We start from the raw sequence: 19,835 nt of genomic DNA on the forward strand, positions 1-19,835 counted from the left end.
TCGTGCGCGCGATGCAGAAGCGCCGCGCAACTCCTAACGAAAGCTTGCGCGAACGCCGATAACCCTATTCGGTTAGGTTAAAAGCCCAATTGCGTTGCGCTGGCCGTGGGTTGGGATAGGTGTTTGGCAAGGACAATCAAGAAACGACTTTTGCAAGAAACGACTTTGCCAAGAAGCAATTTTGCCATGACGCCATTTTCAGAGCCGTCCTTTTATCAAGGCGATCGCCACACCTACCGGCGCGTCGCCATTGTCGGCGCACTCTTCTGTCTCGCTTTCGTTGTGATCAGCTTCTCGCTGCGGCCGCAGGTCGAGGACACGCGTGTCGCGGTCAAGGCCGACAGGCTGGTGCGTACGGCAGGGCAGGCGCCGCGCGCAAACTAGCGATCGCCGCAAATCCGACGGTCGCCGGATGTGTCCGGGAACGCGCCGCCGCGCGTTGCGAGCGCCACGAAACCGGCATAGCCGGACAGATTGAGCAGGACTTCGAGCCACACGGGCATATCGGGCCTCCTCTGCCTGAAGACGACTTCAACGTGTGCGCGAAAATCTTGTTCCGTGCTTCCCGGGAAGAAGCGTCGTTCAGAGCCGGGAGGAGGGGTCGAGCCGCCGGCCCAGGGCCGCAACGGACTCGCTCGACGGCTGTTCCCTTAGGAACTCGGCGATGGCCTGCGCCAGCTCGCGGTCGCTCATCGGCGTCGGTGGTGGGCGCAGCGTGCCGACACCGAAGTTGCGCACGATCTCCTCGTAATGCTGATCGTCGGCTTTGGGCACGAGCCGGCGGATCCGGGCCAGCAAGGCAGATATGGGCATCTGTCCTCCTCGATCCTCCGCCCCGTTGGCAGCCACTATCGTCTGCTGCCATCTCTCCCGTGAAACTAAAAACCCCGCCAGCATCGCGGAGGATACTGACGGGGTCTTCCGTGCTGTCGCCTCAACCGGATAGCGGAGGCTTCCGCACTTACGAATTCAATCCGCGCGGCGCGCGTTCGTTCCCGCCGGTTCGCTCTTTTTTTGATCGCCTTCGGTTCCGCGGTGCGCGCAACCATCGCAGGCCCACGCCGTTATCTCGGCGAGACGCGCGAAGGAGGAAGATCATGAAGAAAACACTGGCAGTCTTGGCCACCGTCGCAGCGGTCGGCGTGACCGCAGTCGCGGCGCCTGCGCCTGCCGAGGCGCGCGGTCGTGGCATCGGCCCGGGCCTTGCATTCGGCCTTGCCGCCGGCGCGATCACCGCGGGCGCGGTCGCCGCATCGCAACCGTACGGCTATTACGGCCCGCGATACGGCTATTATGACGGCCCGGGCTATTATTACGGACCGGGTCCCTATGCCTATTACGGCGGCGGGCCGTACTACCGGCACCATCGTCACTGGCGCCATTGGTAGCGACTGATAGCGAAAAGCCCGGAGCGATGCTCCGGGCTTTTTTCGTGTGCGTGATGTCACGCCCCTACGGCCAGAGCGAGGGACGTTCGACCTTGCGGGCATTCTCGAGCGTCGATACGAAATACTCTTCGCGCTCGCGCTTGAACTTCTCCTGGGTGGCGCGGAAGGCGGCAACACGGGTGGCGATCTCATCGCGTTCGCGGGCTTTGCGTTCTTCGTCTTCGGTCATGACCATCCCCTCTGTTCGCACCTCAACGGTGTCTTCACTGAACTCGAGCTCTGCCGCCGCATTGCGCTGTGAGTCGGATCAACGCATCCATTGGTGCTTCCGAATGGGGCGTCAATGGGGAGGAGCGATTGCAGGATTGTGATATGCGAAGGGCGGCAGGAATTGCCGAGCTTGTTTCTCTTCACGCTTTTCTTCACGGTGGATAAGAGCGTCAACAATCTTGTCTCTTGCCTGCCTTGCAGCTAGCGCAGAACACATCGGGAGCAGCGCGTGATTGCATCGGATCTTCGCAGCGGCGTCGAACGGCTCGGCGACATGATCGCCGCAGCGAAGACCATCGTGCCGTTCACCGGCGCCGGCATCTCGACCGAATGCGGCATTCCCGACTTCCGCTCGCCGGGCGGAATTTGGACGCGCAACCGTCCGATCCCGTTCGACGAGTTCGTGGCGAGCCAGGAGGCGCGCGACGAATCCTGGCGCCGGCGCTTCGCGATGGAGGAGATATTCGCAGCGGCAAAGCCGGGTCGAGGTCACCGCGCGCTGGCGTCGCTGTACCACGCCGGCAAGGTTCCCGCCGTCATCACCCAGAACATCGACAATCTGCACCAGGCCTCGGGTTTGGCCGCCGAGCACGTGATTGAACTTCATGGAAACACAACCTACGCGAGATGTGTCGGTTGCGGGCAGGCCTATCAGCTCGACTGGGTGAAGCGCCGATTCGACGCGGAGGGGGCCGCGCCCAACTGCACGGCGTGCGACGAGCCGGTGAAGACCGCCACGATCTCGTTCGGCCAGATGATGCCCGAAGATGAGATGCAGCGCGCAACCGCACTGTCGCAAGCCTGCGATCTCTTCATCGCCATCGGTTCCTCGCTGGTGGTGTGGCCCGCGGCGGGCTTTCCGATGATGGCAAAGAACGCAGGCGCACGCCTCGTGATCATCAATCGCGAGCCGACCGAGCAGGACGATATCGCCGATCTCGTCATCCACCACGACATCGGCGAGACTCTCGGGCCCTTTGTCGCAAATTGAGGCATCAATTTGATTCGCGGCCGTGCAAGCTGTTCATAGGTTCCGGCCAATCTCTTTTTTATCTATGCCTCGCAACCGGGAGTGTTATCTTTTGAGTCGAAAGATTCGCGTCGCGTCGAATTGAGAACATTCTCTTAAGACGCGTGATTCGAGCGCCGCCGAGGTGGCGGGTTGCATGGCAGTGTGGGGTCCGGGGTTATGGGGTCGTCGGACGGATTTGAGTCCAAGAAGGTCGGAGTTCCCGCGCCAGGCACGTCGCCGGGGCGGATGACGCCAGGCGAGCATGGTGGCGGCGGCCGCGACAGCGCGCTCAGTCCCTTCACCGGCCTCGGCGAGGCCAGCGCCAACCTCGTCGAGGTGACCGGCGTTATCAAATGGTTCGACGCCTCCAAGGGCTACGGCTTCATCGTTCCCGACAATGGCTGGCCTGACGTGCTCCTGCACGTTACCGTGCTCAGGCGCGATGGCTTCCAGACGGCTTACGAGGGCGCCCGCATCGTTGTCGAGTGCATCCAGCGCGCCAAGGGTTATCAGGCATTCCGCGTGGTCTCGATGGACGAGTCCACCGCGATCCATCCGGCGCAGATGCTGCCGCCGCGTACCCACGTCACGGTCACCCCGACCAGCGGACTGGAGCGGGCCCAGGTCAAATGGTTCAATCGGTTGCGTGGCTTCGGATTCCTGACCTGCGGTGAGGGCACGCCGGACATATTTGTGCACATGGAGACGCTGCGCCGCTTCGGCATGACTGAACTGCGGCCCGGCCAATATGTGCTGGTTCGGTTTGGGCCCGGCTCGAAGGGCATGATGGCGGCCGAGATCCATCCCGAGACCGGATCGCCGGGCTTGCAGTCGCACTAACGGCGCCAATTCCCGCAATCGTGAGCAGAGGCGCGCCGGTTGACCGGCGCGCCTCTGGCTTTTCCGGCAATCGCCGCGTAAGGACTGTTCCAGTTCCACGCCTCGAGTGCCCCCATGAATTCTGATCGAAAGGCCGTCTGGTCCGTTGCGAAGGGCTGGCTTGCCGCCATCCTCGTCGTTGCCGGCTTGGCGGCCGCAATTGCATCCGTCCGCGCCGCGACCTTCCAGCCGCTCGAGATCGTCACCAGGAACGGCGTGCAGGTGTTCTCGGTCGAGATGGCGACGACCGAGCAGGAGAAGCAGACCGGCCTGATGTACCGCAAGGAACTGGCCGACGGAAAAGGAATGCTGTTCGACTTCAATCCCGAGCAAGAAGTGTCGATGTGGATGAAGAACACCTACGTCTCGCTCGACATGATCTTCATCCGCGCCGACGGCCGCATCCTGCGCATTGCCGAAAACACCGAGCCGATGTCGACCAAGATCATCTCGTCCAAGGGCCCCGCCCGGGCGGTCTTGGAGGTCGTGGCAGGAACGGCGCAGAAATACGGCATCCGTCCCGGCGACCGTGTCGGTCATCCGCTGTTCGGCAACAAATAAGCGGGGCAGGCGAGGGCGTTGCCCCTTCTGGCGACTTCCAGGAAGCTTGCCGGCGGCTTGGAAAGCTTGCTGGCGGCTTGGAGAGCTTGCTGGCGCCTTGGGAAGCGTGTATCGACGGGGCTCGCTGGACATTCGGGGTATAGCGCAGCCTGGTAGCGCGGCAGTTTTGGGTACTGCAGGTCGTTGGTTCGAATCCAGCTGCCCCGACCAGTCCCGACGTTGAATGTCCTACGCTTTTTCCCTGCCATTCTGACGTGATTTTGACGCGCTGTTCCGCCATCGCTGCCGGCGACGCGCGCGCCTGCGTGCGCGCATTGGAAACAACGAACAGCTCAAAACAACAGCCAACCGACGAGGCGCCAGGCAAGCCAGGCGAGGCCGCAGATCCAGCCCAGCATCGCGATCCCCGCGAGGCCGAGCCCGCCAACCGCGAGCAGCGAGCTACCAGTCTCCGGCGTCTCGGCGAGCTTCTCAGGCGTATCGACTTGGTTCACGCCATCCTCTTGCCTAGCCTGCAGTTCATTGGTCTCGGCTCGTTTGCGAAGATTCACCGGCCGCGCTCCAAGCTCACATGGACGTGAGACGTTGTCCCGTCCAGGCAGGCGGGTGCACGGTGATCGCAGACACGCTCCAATGCCCTGACAGGCGGGAAAAAGCTGCAACGCGTGGCCCGATGATTGGTTGCTGCCTGGCGAACGAGGGGGCAATCGAATTTTCCACGCATCCGGCGCCTGCTTCGGCCGTTCACCGCGTTGAAGGAGAGGGCGCACTCGATCGTGCCGCGCCCGTCGAGCTTCCTTCGGGCGAGGTCTTCATGTCGATCAGCGCGATTGCTTCATCCAGTGCGGCGGCGACGTCGCCGTCGACCGCCACGACGTCGACTTCCGCGGCACCATCGACATCGGCCGCGTCCGCGACATCGGCGACGTCGTCCTCGCAATCGGCGGGGGAAAGCGCGGGATCGGGTGGCGGCAGCGGCGCAGCCAAGACCATCGTCAGCGAAGTCTCCATCACCATCGACGGTACCACCACTACTACGATCACCTATTCCGATGGCACGACCGAGGTCCAGACCTCGACGAGCGCGCAAGGCGGCCAGGGCAATCAGGCGGGACAGACCTACACCGCCCAAGGCACCCTTCAAGCCAATGCTCAGGCTGCCTCGAGCGCAGGCGCCGGCATCTGAAGGCCGGCGCGGCCTCTGAGCGGCGGCGGAATTGCCGGCGGCTCCATCGAACCTTCTGAACCTCGCCATAGACATATGCGTGTTGGGGATTTCAGCGCCCAATACCTAAACGGACGCCGCCAAGCGATGATATTCCGCTTGCGCGGCGTTGCGCTTTTCAGCCGTCAACTTTCAGATCTGACCCATCAGCTCGTGGCGTACCAGCCGGATGGAAACGGCACGAATGGCCAGGTCGTCTCGTTGTCGTTGGCCGCCTTCGGCGGTTGCTGGTCCGGCGTCTTCGTGATCGGGACAGACGTCTTCTCTCGCAGCGCCAGGCGCAGACATGGGCATTGCAAATCCATTGTGGTCGCCCTGCCAGTCAATCAATTTCAGAATACGTGTCGGCTCAAAATCACCGCGCCCTGGAAACGACGCGTTCTCAAATAACGCACGCATTCTAGAAAAATTGGCGCCGGCTTTCAACCGGTCTCGCCGCGGGAAGTAAGGTTGATCGGTTAGGTTAAGGGCGAGCGGTTGTTGCGGTCGCCTTGGCGATCGTTATCAGATCGAGCCCGGCTCGCGATGGGCTGCCCGAAATCCCGTGCTCAAAGATCACAGTTCATCGCGGCGCGTAGTAGCTGAGTTCTGCGCCCAGTGAGTTCTGCCATGTCTATCGATCGCAACCTCAAAACCGTCGATCCGCCGTCGAGCTGGACCGAGATCTGGCATCTCTGGACCGTGATCGTGCCGCGCCGCTCGATCAACGGGCAGCTCGTTTACGGCAAGGTCTGGCGCCGTCATGACGGCCGCGACTGGATCTACAAGAAGTTCACCGAGTTCGACAGCGAAGAGGCGGCCTGACGCCGTAATGGTGGCGTCAGGCGCGAGATCGCTCGCCTTGCCTCAGGCGGCATTCGCCGCCGTGGCAGTCGGCTTGGGCGGCGGGGGCTTCAGCGGCTTGTCCTGCTTCTTCGACCACGAGATGTAATAGGCCACCGTCGTCATGATCGCGATGCCGGCGATGCTGACGAACAGCTGCGCGAACAGCGAACCCGAGCTCATCGACAGCTCGAAATGGCCGACGAAGGACAGGAACACGCCGACGCAGAACACCGCGAGCGACTGCTGGCCGCAGACGATCAGCGGATCGAACACCCTCCACTCCAGGCCCGGCCATTCCTTCGGCACGAAGCGGATCACCAGGATCACGATCACGACGAAGTGGATGAAGCGGTAGGGCGCGAGGTTGGTCTTGTCGTTGGGATTGAAGGCCGAGAACAGCCATTGTGGGAACATGCCGCCGAGGGTCGGGAAGCGGCCGGCCATGGTCATGATCAGCGCGAACAGCAAATAGGCGAGGCAGAGGTAAAGCGTGATCCTCGCATTGATCAGCGCCATCGAGCGCCGCGCGCCGCCCATGGCGCACCAGGCGCCGAACACGAACAGCACCTGCCAGCAATACGGGTTGAAGTACCACTGCCCGGCCGGATAGGCCGTCAGATTCCAACCGAAGTGGCGCGCGGCGAGCCACAGCGCGATGGACAGCGCCATCGTCACGTCGGGCTTGCGCAGCATGAACCACAGCACCGGCGGAAACAGTCCCATCAGCACGATGTAGAGCGGCAGCACGTCGAGATTGAGCGGCTTGAAGCGCAGGAACAAGCCCTGACGCAGCGTCTCGGTGGCGTTGTCGACGAGGCCGGCGACGTTGAACTCGTTGATCATCTCGGAATCGCCGAAGCGCAGCGCGAGATAACTGATCGAGGCGATGTAGATCACGAACAGGATGATGTGGGCGACATAGAGCTGCCAGACCCGCTTGGTGAGCCTTGTGGCGCCGACGATGAAGCCGCGCTCCAGCATCATCCGCGCATAGACGAAGGACGCCGTGTAGCCGGAGATGAAGACGAACAGGTCGGCGGCGTCGGAAAAACCGTAGTTCCGCGTTGTGATCCAGTTCACCACGTTGTCGGGGATGTGGTCGAGGAAGATCGCCCAGTTTGCGACGCCGCGAAACAGGTCGAGCCGGAGGTCGCGCCCCTTTTCGGGAAGCGTTGCGCTGATGTTCAGGAAGGCCATGCGACGGGAGCTTTCGGAGGGGACAGAAGCGCTGATATCGGCGAGGTTCGGCCGCCGGGCGGGATCCCGGCGCGGACGGCGGGTACGCAATTGTCACGGTGCAGCATAATGACTATACCCATCGGCAAGGCACCCCGGGAGCTGGAATCACCGAACATTTCCCGAACGGTGTCTCTATAATACTATGCCCGCGGTTTCCACCAACTGCCACCGTGACGCATCGGAATCGGACGAAAAGACGAAGAGGCCTGGACCAGTCATGACCGCACGCATTTTCAAGCCCGCCAAGAACGCGATGCAATCCGGCCGGTCCAAGACCAAGGAATGGCAGCTCGATTACGAGCCGGAGCAGCCGCGTTCGGTCGAGCCGCTGATGGGCTGGACCTCGTCCGGCGACATGAAGCAGCAGATCACGCTGCACTTCCACAGCAAGGAAGAGGCGATCGCCTATTGCGAGCGCAAGGGCATCGCCTACCAGGTCATCGAGCCGCAGGATTCGATCCGCCGGCCGGTCGCGTACGCGGACAATTTTTCGTTCCGGCGCGGCGAGCCCTGGACCCATTAACGACCTGCATCCCCCGCACGTCGAATTCGTCATGCCCGGGCCTGTCCCGGGTATCTGCGTTTTGGGGAGCGGGAGGTTGACGGACGAGCTCGGCCTGCATGGTTCGAGACGCCCGCTCTGGCGGGCTCCTCGCCATGAGGGTCTGACATCTCGCCGCGAAACCTGACCTCATCCTGAGGGCCCGCCACAGGCGGGCGTCTCGAAGGATGGGCCGCGGGCAAGCTTCCCGCTGGGCTTTTGGAGCCCGAGGGGAAGGTGGTTGGCACCAAGTCCGCCGCGTGCTTCGCTAACGTCACGGCACGATCATGACGAGGGCGGGGTATGGCGGGACGAGAGCAGCTCGACGGCGTCGACTTGAAGATACTCTCCGAGCTGCAGCAGGACGGGCGGGTTCGCAACAACGAGCTGGCGCTGCGCGCCGGCGTCTCCGCGCCCAACTGCGTGCGGCGGCTGAAATCGCTGTTCAGCCGCGGCGTGATCCGGGCGGTGCGAGCCGTCATCGACGAGCGGCGGCTCGGCTATGAGGTGGTGTCGTTCGTGTCGATCCAGCTCGGAAGCCAGGCCCAGCCGGTGCTGGAGGCGTTCGAGAGCTCGATCGCCGCGATTCCACGCATCCAGCAGTGCTGGCGGATCTCGGGCGACACCGATTATCTCCTCAAATGCGTCGCGCCGAACGTCGACAGCATGCGCCAGCAACTCCTGCATTTCGCCGCGATGCCTGATGTGAAGAACGTTCGCAGCTTCCCGGTGCTGGGTGTCGCGAAGGACGTGCCGCTGCCATTGCAGGACGTCGCCGCCGCGGCGCCGGCAGGATAGAGGTGCACCGAGCCGGTAGCTCAAGCGATGGTCTGAGGCCATTTCCTCAGCGATACCGGCCGCGAAACTCGCGCGGGGAGGCGCCGGTCCAGCTGCGGAAGGCGCGGGAGAAGCTCTTCTCGTTGCGGAAGCCGGCGATCTCCGCGATGCGCTTGATCGGCGTGCGCCCGCGCATCAGCTCCTGCTTGGCGAGCTCGAACTTTGCCTCTTCCTTGAGATCGCGTAGCGAGGTGGCTTCCTCGCGCAGGCGCCGGTGCATGGTGCGGGTGGAGAGCGCCAGCTCGCTGGCGACGTCCTCCGCACCGAGACTGCGCCCGCGCGCGCGGCGAAGCACGCGGCGGACGCGCTCGACCAGCAGGCGATCGCGCCGATAGGGCAGTACGGTCAGCCGCAACGCGCCCTTGAGCATGTTGTCGAGATCGGTGGGGCTACGCGTCAGCGGCAGCGAGAGGTAATGCTTGTCGAAGACGATGCGAGCGCGATCCGCATCGAAGCGCACGGTCCTGCAAAAGATGGTCGGATAGACCGAGACGTGGCTGGGCTCGGCGTAAGGGAATTCCGCCGAGCGTAGCGCGATGCTGGAATCGACCGCCCAGCAGGAGAAGCCGAGCACGTAGCGGAGCAGGGTGACCAGGCAGAATTCGCGCAAAGGCCCGAGGTCGCGCAGCTCCCGGATCGAGACGACCGCGGTCTCCTCAATGAGCTCGAGATCGAGCAGCACGTCCTCGGTGAGCAGGCGGTGATGGCGGCACCAGCGCTTGAGCGCGACTTCAAGCGTCGGCGCCGTGATCGAGGCGCGGCACAGCATGCCATAGGTGCCCCAAGGCAGCCGGCGCGAGAACCAGCCGAGCGCCTCGTCGTCGAGCTCGCGCATGGCATGGCCCGCCAGCGCCTCGAACTGGGCGGCAGTCACGCGCCCATCCGGAGAATTGACAAGGTCCGGCGCTACCTGACCGCGGCTCAAAGCCTCCGCCGGGTCGCGGTCGTATCGTTCATAGGCGGCGACCACGCCGCGGACGAAGGCGGCGGGGGTCATGGCGCGGCGCGAGGTCGCGGTGGCGGCTTGAAATGGCATCGGAAATCCCTTGGAAAATCCTCGCCAAGTTTGGCGGAAAATGCAACCTTTTCGACCGCAAGAGGGCCGCGATACCGCTAGGTTCGAAGGTCAAAATACGGAGGAATCGCCTTGAACATTCCGAGCATCGACTTCGATCTGGGCGAAGACGTCGGCATGCTGCGCGATACGCTTCGCGCCTTCGTGGAGGCGGAGATCACGCCGCGCGCTGCCGACATCGAGAAGGCAAACCTGTTCCCCGCGGACCTCTGGAAGCGTTTCGGCGACCTTGGCCTGCTCGGCATGACCGCGCCGGAGCAATATGGCGGCTCCAACATGGGCTATCTGGCCCATATCGTCGCCATGGAGGAGATTTCGCGCGGCTCCGCGGCCGTGGGCCTGTCCTACGGCGCCCATTCCAACCTCTGCGTCAACCAGATCCGCCGCAACGGCAGCGATGCGCAGCGGCAGCGCTATCTGCCGAAGCTGATCTCGGGCGAATATGTCGGCGCGCTCGCGATGTCCGAACCGGGCGCCGGCTCCGACGTCGTCTCGATGAAGCTGCGCGCCGACAAGCGCGGCGACCGCTACGTGCTCAACGGCTCGAAGATGTGGATCACCAATGGCGGCGATGCCGACGTGCTCGTTGTCTACGCTAAGACCGATCCGGAGGCCGGCCCGCGCGGCATGACCGCTTTCCTGATCGAGAAAGGCTTCAAGGGTTTCACCCATGGCCAGCATCTCGACAAGCTCGGCATGCGCGGCTCCAACACCTATCCCTTGTTCTTCGACGAGTGCGAGGTGCCGGAGGAGAACGTGCTCGCCGGGGTCGGCGAGGGCGTCAAGGTGCTGATGTCCGGCCTCGACTATGAGCGCGCGGTGCTCTCTGGCGGGCCGCTCGGGATCATGGCGGCCTGCATGGACGCGGTGGTTCCCTACATGCATGAGCGCAAGCAGTTCGGCCAGCCGATCGGCGATTTCCAGCTGATGCAGGGCAAGCTCGCCGACATGTATTCGACATGGCAGGCCACGCGCGCCTATGTCTATGCCGTGGGGCGCGCCTGCGACCGTGCCGACCACGCACGCAGCTTGCGCAAGGATGCGGCTGCCGCGATTCTCTATTCCGCGGAGAAGGCGACGTGGATGGCGGGTGAGGCGATCCAGGCGCTGGGTGGGGTCGGCTACACCAGCGAATTTCCGGTCGGACGTCTCTGGCGCGACGCAAAACTCTACGAGATCGGCGCCGGAACTTCGGAGGTCCGCCGCATGCTGATCGGCCGCGAACTGATGGCTGAGACGGCTTAAAACGTTCACCTCATTGGAATCATCATGCCGCTTCATTCCAGCATCGATTCGTCTTCATCAGACTTCGCGCGCAATTCCGAGGCCATGCGCAGGCTTGTCGCGGACTTGCGCGAAAAATTGAGCCAGGTCGCTGGTGGCGGCGGCGAGGCTTCGCGCAACCGCCACACCGCGCGCGGCAAGATGCTGGCGCGCCAACGCGTCGACCTGCTGGTCGACCCCGGGACCTCCTTCCTGGAGCTGTCGCCGCTGGCGGCCTATGGCCTCTATGGCGGCGACGTGCATTCGGCAAGCGTCGTCACGGGGGTGGGGCGTATCTCGGGCCGCGAATGCGTGATCGTCGCCAACGATGCCACCATCAAGGGCGGCACCTATTATCCCATGACCGTGAAGAAGCATCTGCGCGCGCAGGACATCGCGCGGCAGAATAACCTTCCTTGTGTTTACATGGTCGATTCCGGCGGCGCCTTCCTGCCGCTCCAGGACGAGATCTTTCCGGATGAGCGGCACTTCGGCCGCATCTTCTACAACCAGGCGCAGATGTCCTCGCAGGGCATCCCGCAGATCGCGATTGTCATGGGCTCCTGCACCGCCGGCGGTGCTTACGTGCCGGCAATGTCGGACGAGAGCATCATCGTGCGTAACCAGGGCACCATCTTCCTCGGCGGTCCGCCGCTGGTGAAGGCTGCGACCGGCGAGGTCGTCAGCGCGGAGGAGCTCGGCGGCGCCGACGTGCATTCGCGGCAGTCCGGCGTGACCGACCATTATGCCCAGAACGACGCGCAGGCGATCGGCATTGCCCGGCGTATCGTGGGTACGCTGAAGCCCTCGGTGCGCCCAAGCCTCAATATGCATCCGCCGCGCGATCCGCTGTTTGCGGTGGAGGAGATTTACGGCGTGGTGCCGGTTGACGGCCGCAAACCGTTCGACGTGCGCGACATCATCGCCCGCGTCGTTGATGGTTCGGAGTTCGACGAGTTCAAAAAACTCTACGGCACGACGCTGGTGTGCGGCTTCGCCCATATCTGGGGCTATCCGGTCGGGATCATCGCCAATAACGGCATTCTCTTCAGCGAAAGTTCCTTGAAGGGCGCCCATTTCATCGAGCTGTGCTGCCAGCGCGGCATTCCCTTGGTGTTCTTGCAGAACATCACCGGCTTCATGGTCGGCAAGAAATACGAGGCCGGCGGCATCGCGCGCGACGGTGCCAAGCTGGTGACAGCGGTTGCGACGGCCTCGGTGCCGAAATTCACCGTCGTGATCGGCGGCTCCTACGGCGCCGGCAATTACGGCATGTGCGGCCGCGCCTACTCACCGCGTTTCCTCTGGATGTGGCCGAACGCGCGCATCTCAGTGATGGGTGGCGAGCAGGCCTCGATGGTGTTGAGCCAGGTCCGGCGCGACAATATCGAGGCCAAGGGCGATAGCTGGTCGAAGGAAGAGGAAGATAAATTCCGCGAGCCCATTCGCGCACAATATGAGAGCCAGGGGCATCCGTACTACGCAACGGCGCGGCTGTGGGACGACGGCGTGATCGATCCGGCCGATACGCGCCTCGTGCTCGGCCTCGGCCTCTCGGCGGCGTCGAATGCGCCGATTGAGCCTACGAAATTCGGCCTGTTCAGGATGTGATGCGATGGATAGCTCAAAGCTCTATCGGCGTTTTCGCACGCTCCTGATCGCCAACCGCGGCGAGATCGCCTGCCGCGTCATCCGAACCGCCCGCGCCATGGGCCTGCGCACGGTTGCGGTCTATTCCGAGGCGGACCGCGACGCGATGCATGTCGCGCTCGCGGACGAAGCCGTGCTGCTCGGGCCCGCACGTGCCCGCGACAGCTACCTCAATGTCGAGCGGCTGATCGAGGCCGCACGCAAGACCGGCGCCGAGGCCGTGCACCCCGGCTACGGTTTCCTGTCGGAGAACGCCGAATTCGCGCGGGCCTGCCTCGATGCGGGGCTCGTCTTCGTCGGCCCGACCGCCGGGATGATGAATGCGATGGGCTCGAAGTCCGGCTCGAAGGCGCTGATGGAGAAGGCCGGGGTGCCGCTGGTGCCCGGCTATCACGGCGAGGCCCAGGACGAGGCGACGCTGTCGAAGGCCGCGGACAAGATCGGCTTTCCCATCCTGGTGAAGGCCTCCGCCGGCGGCGGCGGCCGTGGCATGCGCATCGTACGCTCCGCGGCCGAATTGGGACCTGCGATCGTCAGCGCCAAGCGCGAGGCCAAAGCCGCGTTCGGCGACGACCGCATGCTGATCGAAAAGTACGTCGACAATCCCAGGCATATCGAGGTGCAGGTGATCGGCGACAGTCACGGCAATCTGCTGTCGCTGTTCGAGCGCGAGTGCACCTTGCAGCGTCGGCACCAGAAGGTGATCGAGGAGGCGCCGTCGCCGACGCTCAACGCCGCACAGCGCGAGACCGTCTGCGCCGCTGCGCGAAAGGCGGCGGGCGCGGTGAACTATGTCGGCGCAGGCACCATCGAGTTCGTCTCCGACGGCAAGGACGTGTTCTTCATCGAGATGAACACGCGCCTGCAGGTCGAGCATCCCGTGACCGAGCTGATCACCGGCATCGACCTCGTCGAATGGCAGCTGCGGGTCGCCTTCGGCGAGGCCCTGCCGCTGAAGCAGGACGAGATCCGGCTCAACGGCCATGCGGTCGAGGCGCGCGTCTATGCGGAGAACCCGACCAAGAACTTCATGCCGTCGGTCGGAAAAATCTCGACCTGGCGGTTGCCGGCGGAGACCGGGGGCCTGCGCATCGATGCCGGTTATCGCGAGGGCGATACGGTCTCGCCGTACTATGACGCGATGCTGGCAAAAATGATCGCGTGGGCGCCGACGCGGGATGTCGCCATCGAGCGGCTGAACCGTGGACTGGAAGAGTCCGACGTCCGCGGCATCGTCACCAACATCCCGTTCCTGTCGGCGCTGATGACGCATCCGAAGGTGCGGACGAATGCGATCGATACCGGGTTCATCGAGCGCGAGCTGACGGTCCTGACCGCGGCCGCGCCGGCGCCCGGGGAGCTCGAGCTGTGCGCCGCTGTGGCCGCTGTTATCAACGAGGAGCAGCAAGCCGCACATGCGCAGGCGAATTCGCCGTGGCAGACCTTTGGCTGGCAGCCGGTCGGCCGCCGCCAGCGCAGCTTTGCCTTCCGCGTCGGCCATGGTGTCGGTCATGGGCCGGAGCAGAAGATCACGCTGTACTACGGCAGTGGTCCGTCGACGCTGGTGATCGGCGAGCACGAACTGGCGTTCACCATCGCGACGAAGGAAGGCGGCTTCGACCTGACACTGGACGGCGTCAAATCGCAGGTTGCCGCCGTGATAGACGGCCATGAGCTGTATTTGCGCACGCGCAACGGTCGCTTCGACCTGCACTGGGTCGATCCGTTCGGCGGCGAGAGCGAGGAGCAGACCGGCCAGGACAAGATCGCGGCGCCCTTGCCGGGCACCGTCGTCGCCGTGCTCGCCGAGGAGGGCGACAAGCTCGACAAGGGCGCGCCGATCCTCACCCTCGAAGTGATGAAGATGGAGCAGACGCTGCGCGCGCCCTATGCCGGCGTGCTCAAATCCATCAAATGCAAGGTCGGCGACATCGTGCAGGAGGGCGTCGAGCTCGCCGTGGTCGAGCCGTCCGGAGAGTGACATGAGCGATTCCGTCCGCATCATCGAAATGGGGCCGCGCGACGGCCTCCAGAACGAGAAGACTCTCGTCAGCGTCGAAGCCCGCATCGCCTTCATCGAGGCGCTGGTCGCGGCCGGCCTCGATACGGTCGAGGTCGGCGCCTTCGTCTCGCCCAAGGCGATCCCGCAGATGGCAAGCTCCGATGCCGTGCTGCGCGGCGTGAGCCACGTCAAGGGCGCCGAGTTCCACGTGCTGGTGCCGAACGAGAAGGGCTATGACGCCGCCCGCGCAGCAGGTGCGAAAGTGGTCTCCGTATTCGCGGCGGCCTCCGAGGGCTTTTCCCGCGCCAACATCAACTGCACGATCGCGGAGTCCATCGAGCGGTTCAAGCCGGTGCTGGCGCGTGCCAGGGACGACGGCATACCGGTGCGCGGCTACATCTCCTGCGTGCTCGGCTGTCCGTTCGACGGCGAAATCAAGCCAAAGGCGGTCGCCGATCTCGCGAGCACGCTGTTCGAGCTCGGCTGCTACGAGATCTCGCTCGGCGACACCATCGGCGTCGGCACACCGGCCAAGGCAAAAGAGATGCTGCGCGCGGTGGCCGCCAACATCCCGCCCGCAAAACTCGCGATGCATTTCCACGACACCTACGGCCAGGCGCTCGCCAATCTCTATGCGGGGATGGAGGAGGGCGTGCGCGTCATCGATGCCGCCGCCGGCGGGCTCGGCGGCTGTCCCTACGCGCCCGGCGCGACCGGCAATGTCGCGACCGAAGACGTCGTCTACATGCTCGAGGGCATGGGCGTCAGGACCGGCGTCGACATGGATAAGTTGCTAGCGGCCACCAACGAGATCAGCAGCGTGCTGGGCAAGCCGCCCGTGAGCCGCGTGGCGTCCGCGCTGAATGCGAGGAAGAAGCGGAATTCGTAGGGGGGTAGCCGTGCAGATGCGCAAAGCGCATCTGTTAGGCGTAACCCACCCCTGTTCTTTTCCGCGGTGACGGAAGAGGTGGGTTACGCCTTCGGCTAACCCACCCTACGGCAGCGGTGTTTCCCGCTACCTGCTCCCGTCCGGCCCCATCACCAGATCCGGCAGCCCGGTCGAAATCGCCGGGAAGAAGCACAGCAGCAGGACCGCGAGCATCATCAGCAGCACGAAAGGCAGGGTGCCCCAGATCACCTCGCGCAAGGGAATATCGGGCGCGACATTGCGGATGACGAAGATGTTGAGGCCGACCGGCGGATGGATCAGCCCCATCTCCATCACGATGGTCATGACCACACCGAACCAGATGATGTCGAAATTGGCGGCGCGGAGCGGCGGCAGGATGATCGGCGCGGTCATCAGGATGATCGAGACCGGCGGCAGGAAGAAGCCGAGCACGACGACCATGACGAGGATCGCGAACAGCAGCTCCCAGCGCGGCAGGTGCATTGCGACGATGGATTCGGCGACCGATTGCGAGATGTGCAGATAGCTCATCACGTAGGAGTAGAGCAGCGACATGCCGATGATCATCATCAGCATGGTCGATTCCCGGATCGTCGACTTCATGATCGGGGCGAGGTCGCTCGGCCGCCACACGCTGTAGATCGCGGCGATCAGCGCCAGTGCGAGGAGGCCGCCAAGGCCGGCCGTCTCGGACGGCGTGGCGTAGCCGCCATAGAGCGCGATCATGACGCCGGTGAGCAGCAGCACGAACGGGATCACGCGCGGCAGCACGCTGAAGCGTTCGGCCAGCGTGTACTCATCGCGGGCGAGGATCGCATGCTCCGGTCCTCCATTCTTGTAGACGGCTTCGGCAGCCGCATATTCCTGGCGGAAGCGGATCACGGCATAGGCCCCGAACAGGGAGACCAGCAGCAGGCCGGGACCGATGCCGGCGAGGAACAGTCGCCCAAGCGACTTCTCGGCGGCGACGGCGAACAGGATCATGGTGATCGAGGGTGGCAGCAGGATGCCGAGCGTGCCGCCTGCGGCGATGATGCCGGCGGCAAAGCCGCCGGAATAGCCGCGCTTGCGCATCTCGGGGATGCCGGCCGAGCCGATCGCCGAGCAGGTCGCGGGCGAGGAGCCCGCCATCGCCGCAAACAGCGCGCAGGCGAACACGTTGGCAACGCCGAGGCCGCCGGGCACGCGGTGCAGCCAGGCATGCAACGCCGAATAGAGGTCCTGGCCGGCGCGCGACTTGCCGATCGCGGCGCCCTTCAGGATGAAGAGCGGGATCGACAAAAGCGTGATCGAGGCCATTTCCTCGTAGACGTTCTGGGTCACCGTATCGAGCGAAGCAGCGGGCATGTAGATGCCCATGAACACGACCGCGACCGCGCCGAGCGCGAAGGCGATCGGCATGCCCGAAAACATCACGAGCAGCGTCACGATCCCGTAAGCGACGCCGATACCGAAAACGCTCATGGCCGCCGGGCTCCGGTGAAAGGCTGTGCAAGCTGCACGAGGATCTGGATGCAGAGCAGGCTCATGCCGAGTGCCATCAGCGAATAGGGGATGGCGAGCGGCGGCGACCACATCGAGTTCGAGACCTGGCCGTCGACATAGGCTTCGTGCGCCAGCGTCCAGGACTTCCAGGTGAAGAAGGCGCAGAACAGGAACGTCGCGGCGTCGACCAGCCAGAGCCGGACCCGGTTCGCAAGCGGCGAGAGCAGGCCGACGAAGGCCTCGATGCCGATGTGGCCGCGGTTCTGCTGCACGTAGGCGGCCGTCATGAAGGTCGCGCCGACCAGCAGGAATACGGCGGCCTCGTCCTGCCAGTAATTGGCGGCCTTGAACAGAGCGCGGCTGAGCACGCTGTAGCTCAGGATCGCACAGGCAGCGACCAGCGCAATCGCTGCGAACACGACGATGATGCTGTTGAGGACGGCGAGACCGCGATCGATCGCCGCCGCAAGGCCGGTCCCTGCGGCAGCGTTCGCCTGGTCATCACGATCCGGAAGCGGACCGTGGCTCATGCAGCGACGTCGGTGGCGAGCTTGAGCAGCTTCGCGGCGGTCGCGGTCTTGGCGCCGTAGTCCTTCCAGGCGGTGTCACGGGCGATGTCGCGCCATTTGCCGACGGTCGCGGCGTCGAGCACCGAGACCTTGGCGCCGGCCTTCTCATAGACCTTGGCGACCTCGATGTCGTCGTCCTGCGCGCCCTTGCGGCCGAAGGCTTCGAGCTCGGTGCCGACCGCGAGCAGGATGTCCTGATGGTTCTTCGGCAGCTTGTCGAAGATCGCCTTCGACATCATCAGCGGCTCAAGCATGAACCAGTAGGAGGCGCCGGCGCCCGATGTCAGCGACTTCGCGACCTCTTCGAGGCGGAACGAGATCAGGCTGGTCGACGAGGTGATGCCGGCATCGCAGGCGCCGGTCTGCATCGCCGCGTAGATTTCGTTCGAGGGCACCGACAGCACCGACGCGCCGGCGGTCTGCAGCACCATGTCCATCTCGCGCGAGCCGCCGCGCACCTTCAGGCCCTTGGCGTCTTCCGGCGCGACGATCGGCTTGGAGCGGCTGGCGACGCCGCCGGCCTGCCAGACCCAGGTGAGCAGAATGATGCCCTTGTCGGCGAGGAAGTCGGTCAGCGCCTTGCCGACCGGCTCCTTCTTCCAGCGCAGGCCCTGGTCGTAGGTGGTCACGAGGCCGGGCATCAGGCCGATATTGGTTTCCGGCACCTCGCCACCGGCATAGGGCATCGGATAGAGGCTGATGTCGAGCGCGCCCTTGCGCATCGCGGAGAACTGGGCGTTGGTCTTGATCAGCGAGGAGTTCGGATAGATTTCGGCGGCGATGTCGCCCTTGCTGCGCTTGGCGACTTCGGCGGCGAACATGCGGCAGAGCCGGTCGCGGAAATCGCCCTTGTCGATGGTGCCGCCCGGGAATTGGTGCGAGATCTTCAGCGTTGTGGCGGCGTGCGCCGTACCGATGCCGAAGCGGAGGATGGCGGGTGCGGCGACTGCGGTCGCAATCAGATGACGGCGCGTGAGCATGGTGTGATCCCCTTGGACTGTTCTTGTCTTGTTGGTGTGAATTGGGTCGGGTCTGAGACCGCGCAGGCCCATCCTAGCCGGTCTTTCACCCGATGTTCTCTCATCTGATAGTTCGAGACGGAATGCCGCGGCAAGTGCCGGCCATGCTGCATTGCACACTGGGCATCGCGCGGACGTAATTACCGTGAATGGCAACAGCTTTGCGGAAATTTATGGGCGACGCCGTAACAATGCAGGCCGTCCATCCGTCGAGATCGAATAGCGGCGTCCGTCGCTGACCAACACAATCTCGAAGGGAAGATGATCCATGACCATTCGTACCCGCATCGTGCTCGGCGTCTCGGCAGCCGCTGTCTCGCTTGGCCTCGCACTCGCGCCAGCTGCTTTTGCTCAGGACAAGATGGGCAAGGATGACGGCATGATGAAGAAGGACACGATGTCCAAGGACAGCATGAAGAAGGATACCATGTCCAAGGACGACGGCATGAAAAAGGATCACATGTCGAAGGACGGAATGAAAAAAGACGACGGGATGATGAAGAAGAACTGATCACCGTCCCCGTCGCACAACGCTGCTCAGGCGAGCCGCGCGCTCTCGAATTTCGGGGGCGGCCCCCATGGACCGCCCCCGAATGGCGCTTCAGTTCAAGTTCAATTGAACGCTAATTCCAAGCGTTACTTGCGCTTGGCCTTGCGGGCCGCGTAGCGGGCGTCGCGCTTGGCCTTCTGATCGGCTTCGAGCGCAGCCTGCTTTTCGGCGGCTTCCTGAGCCTCGCGTGCAATCCGCTCGGCCTCGGCGGCCTTGGCTTCTTCCTCGAGGCGCTTCTGCTCGGCCTTTTCGGCCTCGCGCGCAGACTTGGCCTCCGAGCGCTTGGCCGCGAGAGCCTCGCGCTCGGCGCGGCGTGCCGCAACCGCCGGATCATCGGGACCCGGCTGCGACTTGAACTTGTTCAAAAGATTTTTGCGGGCGTCCTGTGCCGCCTTTTGCCGGTCTGCGAAGCCGGGTTCCCTGAATCCACTCATCTACGAGCCTTGTCTTCCTCGCTTTCAATCATACATCACTGAACGTGGGTACGTCGGCTGGGCATGGCGCGGCGCCGCGTGACGGACAGCGTGTACATCGG

At 64.0% G+C, this 19,835-nt stretch carries 25 protein-coding genes and 1 tRNA gene; 15 read left to right on the forward strand and 11 right to left on the reverse strand.

Annotated features, from left to right (window positions below; genetic code table 11):
* The first annotated feature begins 186 nt into the window (after window positions 1-186).
* Entirely contained in the window at window positions 187-384 is a 198-nt protein-coding gene (locus NLM27_RS13020; RefSeq protein ID WP_309144797.1) for a hypothetical protein, read from the forward strand.
* Here NLM27_RS13020 and NLM27_RS43565 read toward each other — a convergent pair.
* Together NLM27_RS43565 and NLM27_RS13025 are read right to left on the reverse strand one after the other, a co-directional pair.
* Window positions 381-503, reverse strand: a complete 123-nt coding sequence (locus NLM27_RS43565) for a hypothetical protein (protein ID WP_256569962.1) — start codon at window positions 501-503, stop codon at window positions 381-383. The genes NLM27_RS13020 and NLM27_RS43565 overlap by 4 nt on opposite strands.
* A gap of 79 nt (window positions 504-582) precedes the next feature.
* A complete protein-coding gene (locus NLM27_RS13025) occupies window positions 583-813 on the reverse strand; it encodes a hypothetical protein (RefSeq protein WP_254143671.1) in 231 nt (76 codons plus the stop codon).
* A gap of 284 nt (window positions 814-1,097) precedes the next feature.
* Between NLM27_RS13025 and NLM27_RS13030 the strand changes: the two genes are divergently transcribed.
* A complete protein-coding gene (locus tag NLM27_RS13030) occupies window positions 1,098-1,388 on the forward strand; it encodes a hypothetical protein (RefSeq protein ID WP_254143672.1) in 291 nt (96 codons plus the stop codon).
* A gap of 64 nt (window positions 1,389-1,452) precedes the next feature.
* Here NLM27_RS13030 and NLM27_RS13035 read toward each other — a convergent pair whose 3' ends face one another.
* On the reverse strand, window positions 1,453-1,617 hold the full coding sequence (locus NLM27_RS13035; RefSeq protein WP_254143673.1) for a hypothetical protein: 165 nt from the start codon (window positions 1,615-1,617) through the stop codon (window positions 1,453-1,455).
* 270 nt (window positions 1,618-1,887) lie between these two features.
* Here NLM27_RS13035 and NLM27_RS13040 point away from each other — a divergent pair, with 270 nt between their 5' ends.
* The 4 genes from NLM27_RS13040 (at window position 1,888) to NLM27_RS13055 (ending at window position 4,320) form a co-directional block, all read left to right on the forward strand.
* Window positions 1,888-2,649, forward strand: coding sequence for an NAD-dependent protein deacetylase (locus NLM27_RS13040; protein WP_254143674.1), 762 nt, complete (start codon window positions 1,888-1,890; stop codon window positions 2,647-2,649).
* Window positions 2,650-2,847: 198 nt separating this feature from the next.
* Entirely contained in the window at window positions 2,848-3,510 is a 663-nt protein-coding gene (locus NLM27_RS13045; RefSeq protein ID WP_254143675.1) for a cold-shock protein, read from the forward strand.
* 114 nt (window positions 3,511-3,624) lie between these two features.
* Complete coding sequence (locus NLM27_RS13050) at window positions 3,625-4,110, forward strand: DUF192 domain-containing protein (protein ID WP_254143676.1); 486 nt, start codon at window positions 3,625-3,627, stop codon at window positions 4,108-4,110.
* A gap of 133 nt (window positions 4,111-4,243) precedes the next feature.
* Window positions 4,244-4,320 (forward strand) — tRNA-Pro (locus tag NLM27_RS13055).
* Window positions 4,321-4,442: 122 nt separating this feature from the next.
* Here the strand turns inward: NLM27_RS13055 and NLM27_RS13060 are convergent.
* The gene (locus tag NLM27_RS13060; protein WP_254143677.1) at window positions 4,443-4,604 is read right to left on the reverse strand and encodes an RNA-binding protein; all 162 of its coding nucleotides are present in this window, start codon (window positions 4,602-4,604) and stop codon (window positions 4,443-4,445) included.
* Window positions 4,605-4,924: 320 nt separating this feature from the next.
* On the opposite strand from NLM27_RS13060, the gene NLM27_RS13065 reads away from it, so the two are divergent.
* Complete coding sequence (locus NLM27_RS13065; protein WP_254143678.1) at window positions 4,925-5,296, forward strand: hypothetical protein; 372 nt, start codon at window positions 4,925-4,927, stop codon at window positions 5,294-5,296.
* Window positions 5,297-5,467: 171 nt separating this feature from the next.
* Here the strand turns inward: NLM27_RS13065 and NLM27_RS13070 are convergent, their stop codons facing one another.
* On the reverse strand, window positions 5,468-5,761 hold the full coding sequence (locus NLM27_RS13070) for a hypothetical protein (RefSeq protein WP_254143679.1): 294 nt from the start codon (window positions 5,759-5,761) through the stop codon (window positions 5,468-5,470).
* Window positions 5,762-5,944: 183 nt separating this feature from the next.
* Between NLM27_RS13070 and NLM27_RS13075 the strand changes: the two genes are divergently transcribed.
* Entirely contained in the window at window positions 5,945-6,139 is a 195-nt protein-coding gene (locus NLM27_RS13075; RefSeq protein WP_254143680.1) for a hypothetical protein, read from the forward strand.
* Window positions 6,140-6,181: 42 nt separating this feature from the next.
* Here the strand turns inward: NLM27_RS13075 and NLM27_RS13080 are convergent, their stop codons facing one another.
* Window positions 6,182-7,357 (reverse strand): OpgC domain-containing protein, encoded by a 1,176-nt coding sequence (locus NLM27_RS13080; protein ID WP_254143681.1) that lies wholly within the window; start codon window positions 7,355-7,357, stop codon window positions 6,182-6,184.
* Window positions 7,358-7,616: 259 nt separating this feature from the next.
* Here NLM27_RS13080 and NLM27_RS13085 point away from each other — a divergent pair, with 259 nt between their 5' ends.
* Complete coding sequence (locus tag NLM27_RS13085) at window positions 7,617-7,922, forward strand: ETC complex I subunit (RefSeq protein ID WP_254143682.1); 306 nt, start codon at window positions 7,617-7,619, stop codon at window positions 7,920-7,922.
* Window positions 7,923-8,243: 321 nt separating this feature from the next.
* A complete protein-coding gene (locus tag NLM27_RS13090; RefSeq protein ID WP_254143683.1) occupies window positions 8,244-8,738 on the forward strand; it encodes an Lrp/AsnC family transcriptional regulator in 495 nt (164 codons plus the stop codon).
* 46 nt (window positions 8,739-8,784) lie between these two features.
* On the opposite strand, the gene NLM27_RS13095 is transcribed toward NLM27_RS13090, so the two are convergent.
* Window positions 8,785-9,813: an AraC family transcriptional regulator gene (locus NLM27_RS13095; protein WP_254143684.1), complete on the reverse strand. Its 1,029-nt coding sequence runs from the start codon at window positions 9,811-9,813 to the stop codon at window positions 8,785-8,787.
* A 156-nt stretch (window positions 9,814-9,969) separates the two neighbouring features.
* Between NLM27_RS13095 and NLM27_RS13100 the strand changes: the two genes are divergently transcribed.
* The 4 genes from NLM27_RS13100 to NLM27_RS13115 are packed head-to-tail and all read left to right on the forward strand — an operon-like array spanning window position 9,970 to window position 15,656.
* On the forward strand, window positions 9,970-11,097 hold the full coding sequence (locus tag NLM27_RS13100; RefSeq protein WP_305887604.1) for an isovaleryl-CoA dehydrogenase: 1,128 nt from the start codon (window positions 9,970-9,972) through the stop codon (window positions 11,095-11,097).
* A gap of 24 nt (window positions 11,098-11,121) precedes the next feature.
* Window positions 11,122-12,726, forward strand: coding sequence for a carboxyl transferase domain-containing protein (locus NLM27_RS13105; RefSeq protein ID WP_254143686.1), 1,605 nt, complete (start codon window positions 11,122-11,124; stop codon window positions 12,724-12,726).
* Window positions 12,727-12,730: 4 nt separating this feature from the next.
* Window positions 12,731-14,746: an acetyl/propionyl/methylcrotonyl-CoA carboxylase subunit alpha gene (locus NLM27_RS13110; RefSeq protein ID WP_254143687.1), complete on the forward strand. Its 2,016-nt coding sequence runs from the start codon at window positions 12,731-12,733 to the stop codon at window positions 14,744-14,746.
* Window position 14,747: 1 nt separating this feature from the next.
* Window positions 14,748-15,656, forward strand: a complete 909-nt coding sequence (locus NLM27_RS13115) for a hydroxymethylglutaryl-CoA lyase (protein ID WP_254143688.1) — start codon at window positions 14,748-14,750, stop codon at window positions 15,654-15,656.
* A gap of 126 nt (window positions 15,657-15,782) precedes the next feature.
* Here the strand turns inward: NLM27_RS13115 and NLM27_RS13120 are convergent, their stop codons facing one another.
* Genes NLM27_RS13120 through dctP form a run of 3 tightly spaced genes read right to left on the reverse strand, consistent with a single transcriptional unit; the run spans window position 15,783 to window position 18,711 of the window.
* Window positions 15,783-17,141, reverse strand: a complete 1,359-nt coding sequence (locus tag NLM27_RS13120; protein ID WP_254143689.1) for a TRAP transporter large permease — start codon at window positions 17,139-17,141, stop codon at window positions 15,783-15,785.
* Window positions 17,138-17,692 (reverse strand): TRAP transporter small permease, encoded by a 555-nt coding sequence (locus NLM27_RS13125; RefSeq protein WP_254143690.1) that lies wholly within the window; start codon window positions 17,690-17,692, stop codon window positions 17,138-17,140. Before NLM27_RS13125 ends, NLM27_RS13120 begins: the two co-directional genes overlap by 4 nt.
* Window positions 17,689-18,711, reverse strand: coding sequence for a TRAP transporter substrate-binding protein DctP (dctP, locus tag NLM27_RS13130; protein WP_254143691.1), 1,023 nt, complete (start codon window positions 18,709-18,711; stop codon window positions 17,689-17,691). Before dctP ends, NLM27_RS13125 begins: the two co-directional genes overlap by 4 nt.
* 307 nt (window positions 18,712-19,018) lie before the next feature.
* Here dctP and NLM27_RS13135 point away from each other — a divergent pair, with 307 nt between their 5' ends.
* Window positions 19,019-19,261, forward strand: coding sequence for a pentapeptide MXKDX repeat protein (locus NLM27_RS13135; RefSeq protein WP_254143692.1), 243 nt, complete (start codon window positions 19,019-19,021; stop codon window positions 19,259-19,261).
* Window positions 19,262-19,386: 125 nt separating this feature from the next.
* Here the strand turns inward: NLM27_RS13135 and NLM27_RS13140 are convergent, their stop codons facing one another.
* On the reverse strand, window positions 19,387-19,734 hold the full coding sequence (locus tag NLM27_RS13140; RefSeq protein ID WP_254143693.1) for a DUF6481 family protein: 348 nt from the start codon (window positions 19,732-19,734) through the stop codon (window positions 19,387-19,389).
* Between the last annotated feature and the right edge of the window lie 101 nt (window positions 19,735-19,835).

The organism is Bradyrhizobium sp. CCGB12, assembly GCF_024199845.1.
Classification (GTDB): domain Bacteria; phylum Pseudomonadota; class Alphaproteobacteria; order Rhizobiales; family Xanthobacteraceae; genus Bradyrhizobium.

Coding starts and splice junctions, on each gene's coding strand:
- NLM27_RS13050 (WP_254143676.1), top strand. CDS start 3,625: ATGAATTCTGATCGAAAGGCCGTCTGGTCCGTTGCGAAGGGCTGGCTT.
- NLM27_RS13100 (WP_305887604.1), top strand. CDS start 9,970: ATGCTGCGCGATACGCTTCGCGCCTTCGTGGAGGCGGAGATCACGCCG.
- NLM27_RS13090 (WP_254143683.1), top strand. CDS start 8,244: ATGGCGGGACGAGAGCAGCTCGACGGCGTCGACTTGAAGATACTCTCC.
- dctP (WP_254143691.1), bottom strand. CDS start 18,711: ATGCTCACGCGCCGTCATCTGATTGCGACCGCAGTCGCCGCACCCGCC.
- NLM27_RS13075 (WP_254143680.1), top strand. CDS start 5,945: ATGTCTATCGATCGCAACCTCAAAACCGTCGATCCGCCGTCGAGCTGG.
- NLM27_RS13020 (WP_309144797.1), top strand. CDS start 187: ATGACGCCATTTTCAGAGCCGTCCTTTTATCAAGGCGATCGCCACACC.
- NLM27_RS13080 (WP_254143681.1), bottom strand. CDS start 7,357: ATGGCCTTCCTGAACATCAGCGCAACGCTTCCCGAAAAGGGGCGCGAC.
- NLM27_RS13125 (WP_254143690.1), bottom strand. CDS start 17,692: ATGAGCCACGGTCCGCTTCCGGATCGTGATGACCAGGCGAACGCTGCC.
- NLM27_RS13085 (WP_254143682.1), top strand. CDS start 7,617: ATGACCGCACGCATTTTCAAGCCCGCCAAGAACGCGATGCAATCCGGC.
- NLM27_RS13095 (WP_254143684.1), bottom strand. CDS start 9,813: ATGCCATTTCAAGCCGCCACCGCGACCTCGCGCCGCGCCATGACCCCC.
- NLM27_RS13045 (WP_254143675.1), top strand. CDS start 2,848: ATGGGGTCGTCGGACGGATTTGAGTCCAAGAAGGTCGGAGTTCCCGCG.
- NLM27_RS13120 (WP_254143689.1), bottom strand. CDS start 17,141: ATGAGCGTTTTCGGTATCGGCGTCGCTTACGGGATCGTGACGCTGCTC.
- NLM27_RS13135 (WP_254143692.1), top strand. CDS start 19,019: ATGACCATTCGTACCCGCATCGTGCTCGGCGTCTCGGCAGCCGCTGTC.
- NLM27_RS13110 (WP_254143687.1), top strand. CDS start 12,731: ATGGATAGCTCAAAGCTCTATCGGCGTTTTCGCACGCTCCTGATCGCC.
- NLM27_RS13025 (WP_254143671.1), bottom strand. CDS start 813: ATGCCCATATCTGCCTTGCTGGCCCGGATCCGCCGGCTCGTGCCCAAA.
- NLM27_RS13105 (WP_254143686.1), top strand. CDS start 11,122: ATGCCGCTTCATTCCAGCATCGATTCGTCTTCATCAGACTTCGCGCGC.
- NLM27_RS43565 (WP_256569962.1), bottom strand. CDS start 503: ATGCCCGTGTGGCTCGAAGTCCTGCTCAATCTGTCCGGCTATGCCGGT.
- NLM27_RS13065 (WP_254143678.1), top strand. CDS start 4,925: ATGTCGATCAGCGCGATTGCTTCATCCAGTGCGGCGGCGACGTCGCCG.
- NLM27_RS13140 (WP_254143693.1), bottom strand. CDS start 19,734: ATGAGTGGATTCAGGGAACCCGGCTTCGCAGACCGGCAAAAGGCGGCA.
- NLM27_RS13115 (WP_254143688.1), top strand. CDS start 14,748: ATGAGCGATTCCGTCCGCATCATCGAAATGGGGCCGCGCGACGGCCTC.
- NLM27_RS13035 (WP_254143673.1), bottom strand. CDS start 1,617: ATGACCGAAGACGAAGAACGCAAAGCCCGCGAACGCGATGAGATCGCC.
- NLM27_RS13030 (WP_254143672.1), top strand. CDS start 1,098: ATGAAGAAAACACTGGCAGTCTTGGCCACCGTCGCAGCGGTCGGCGTG.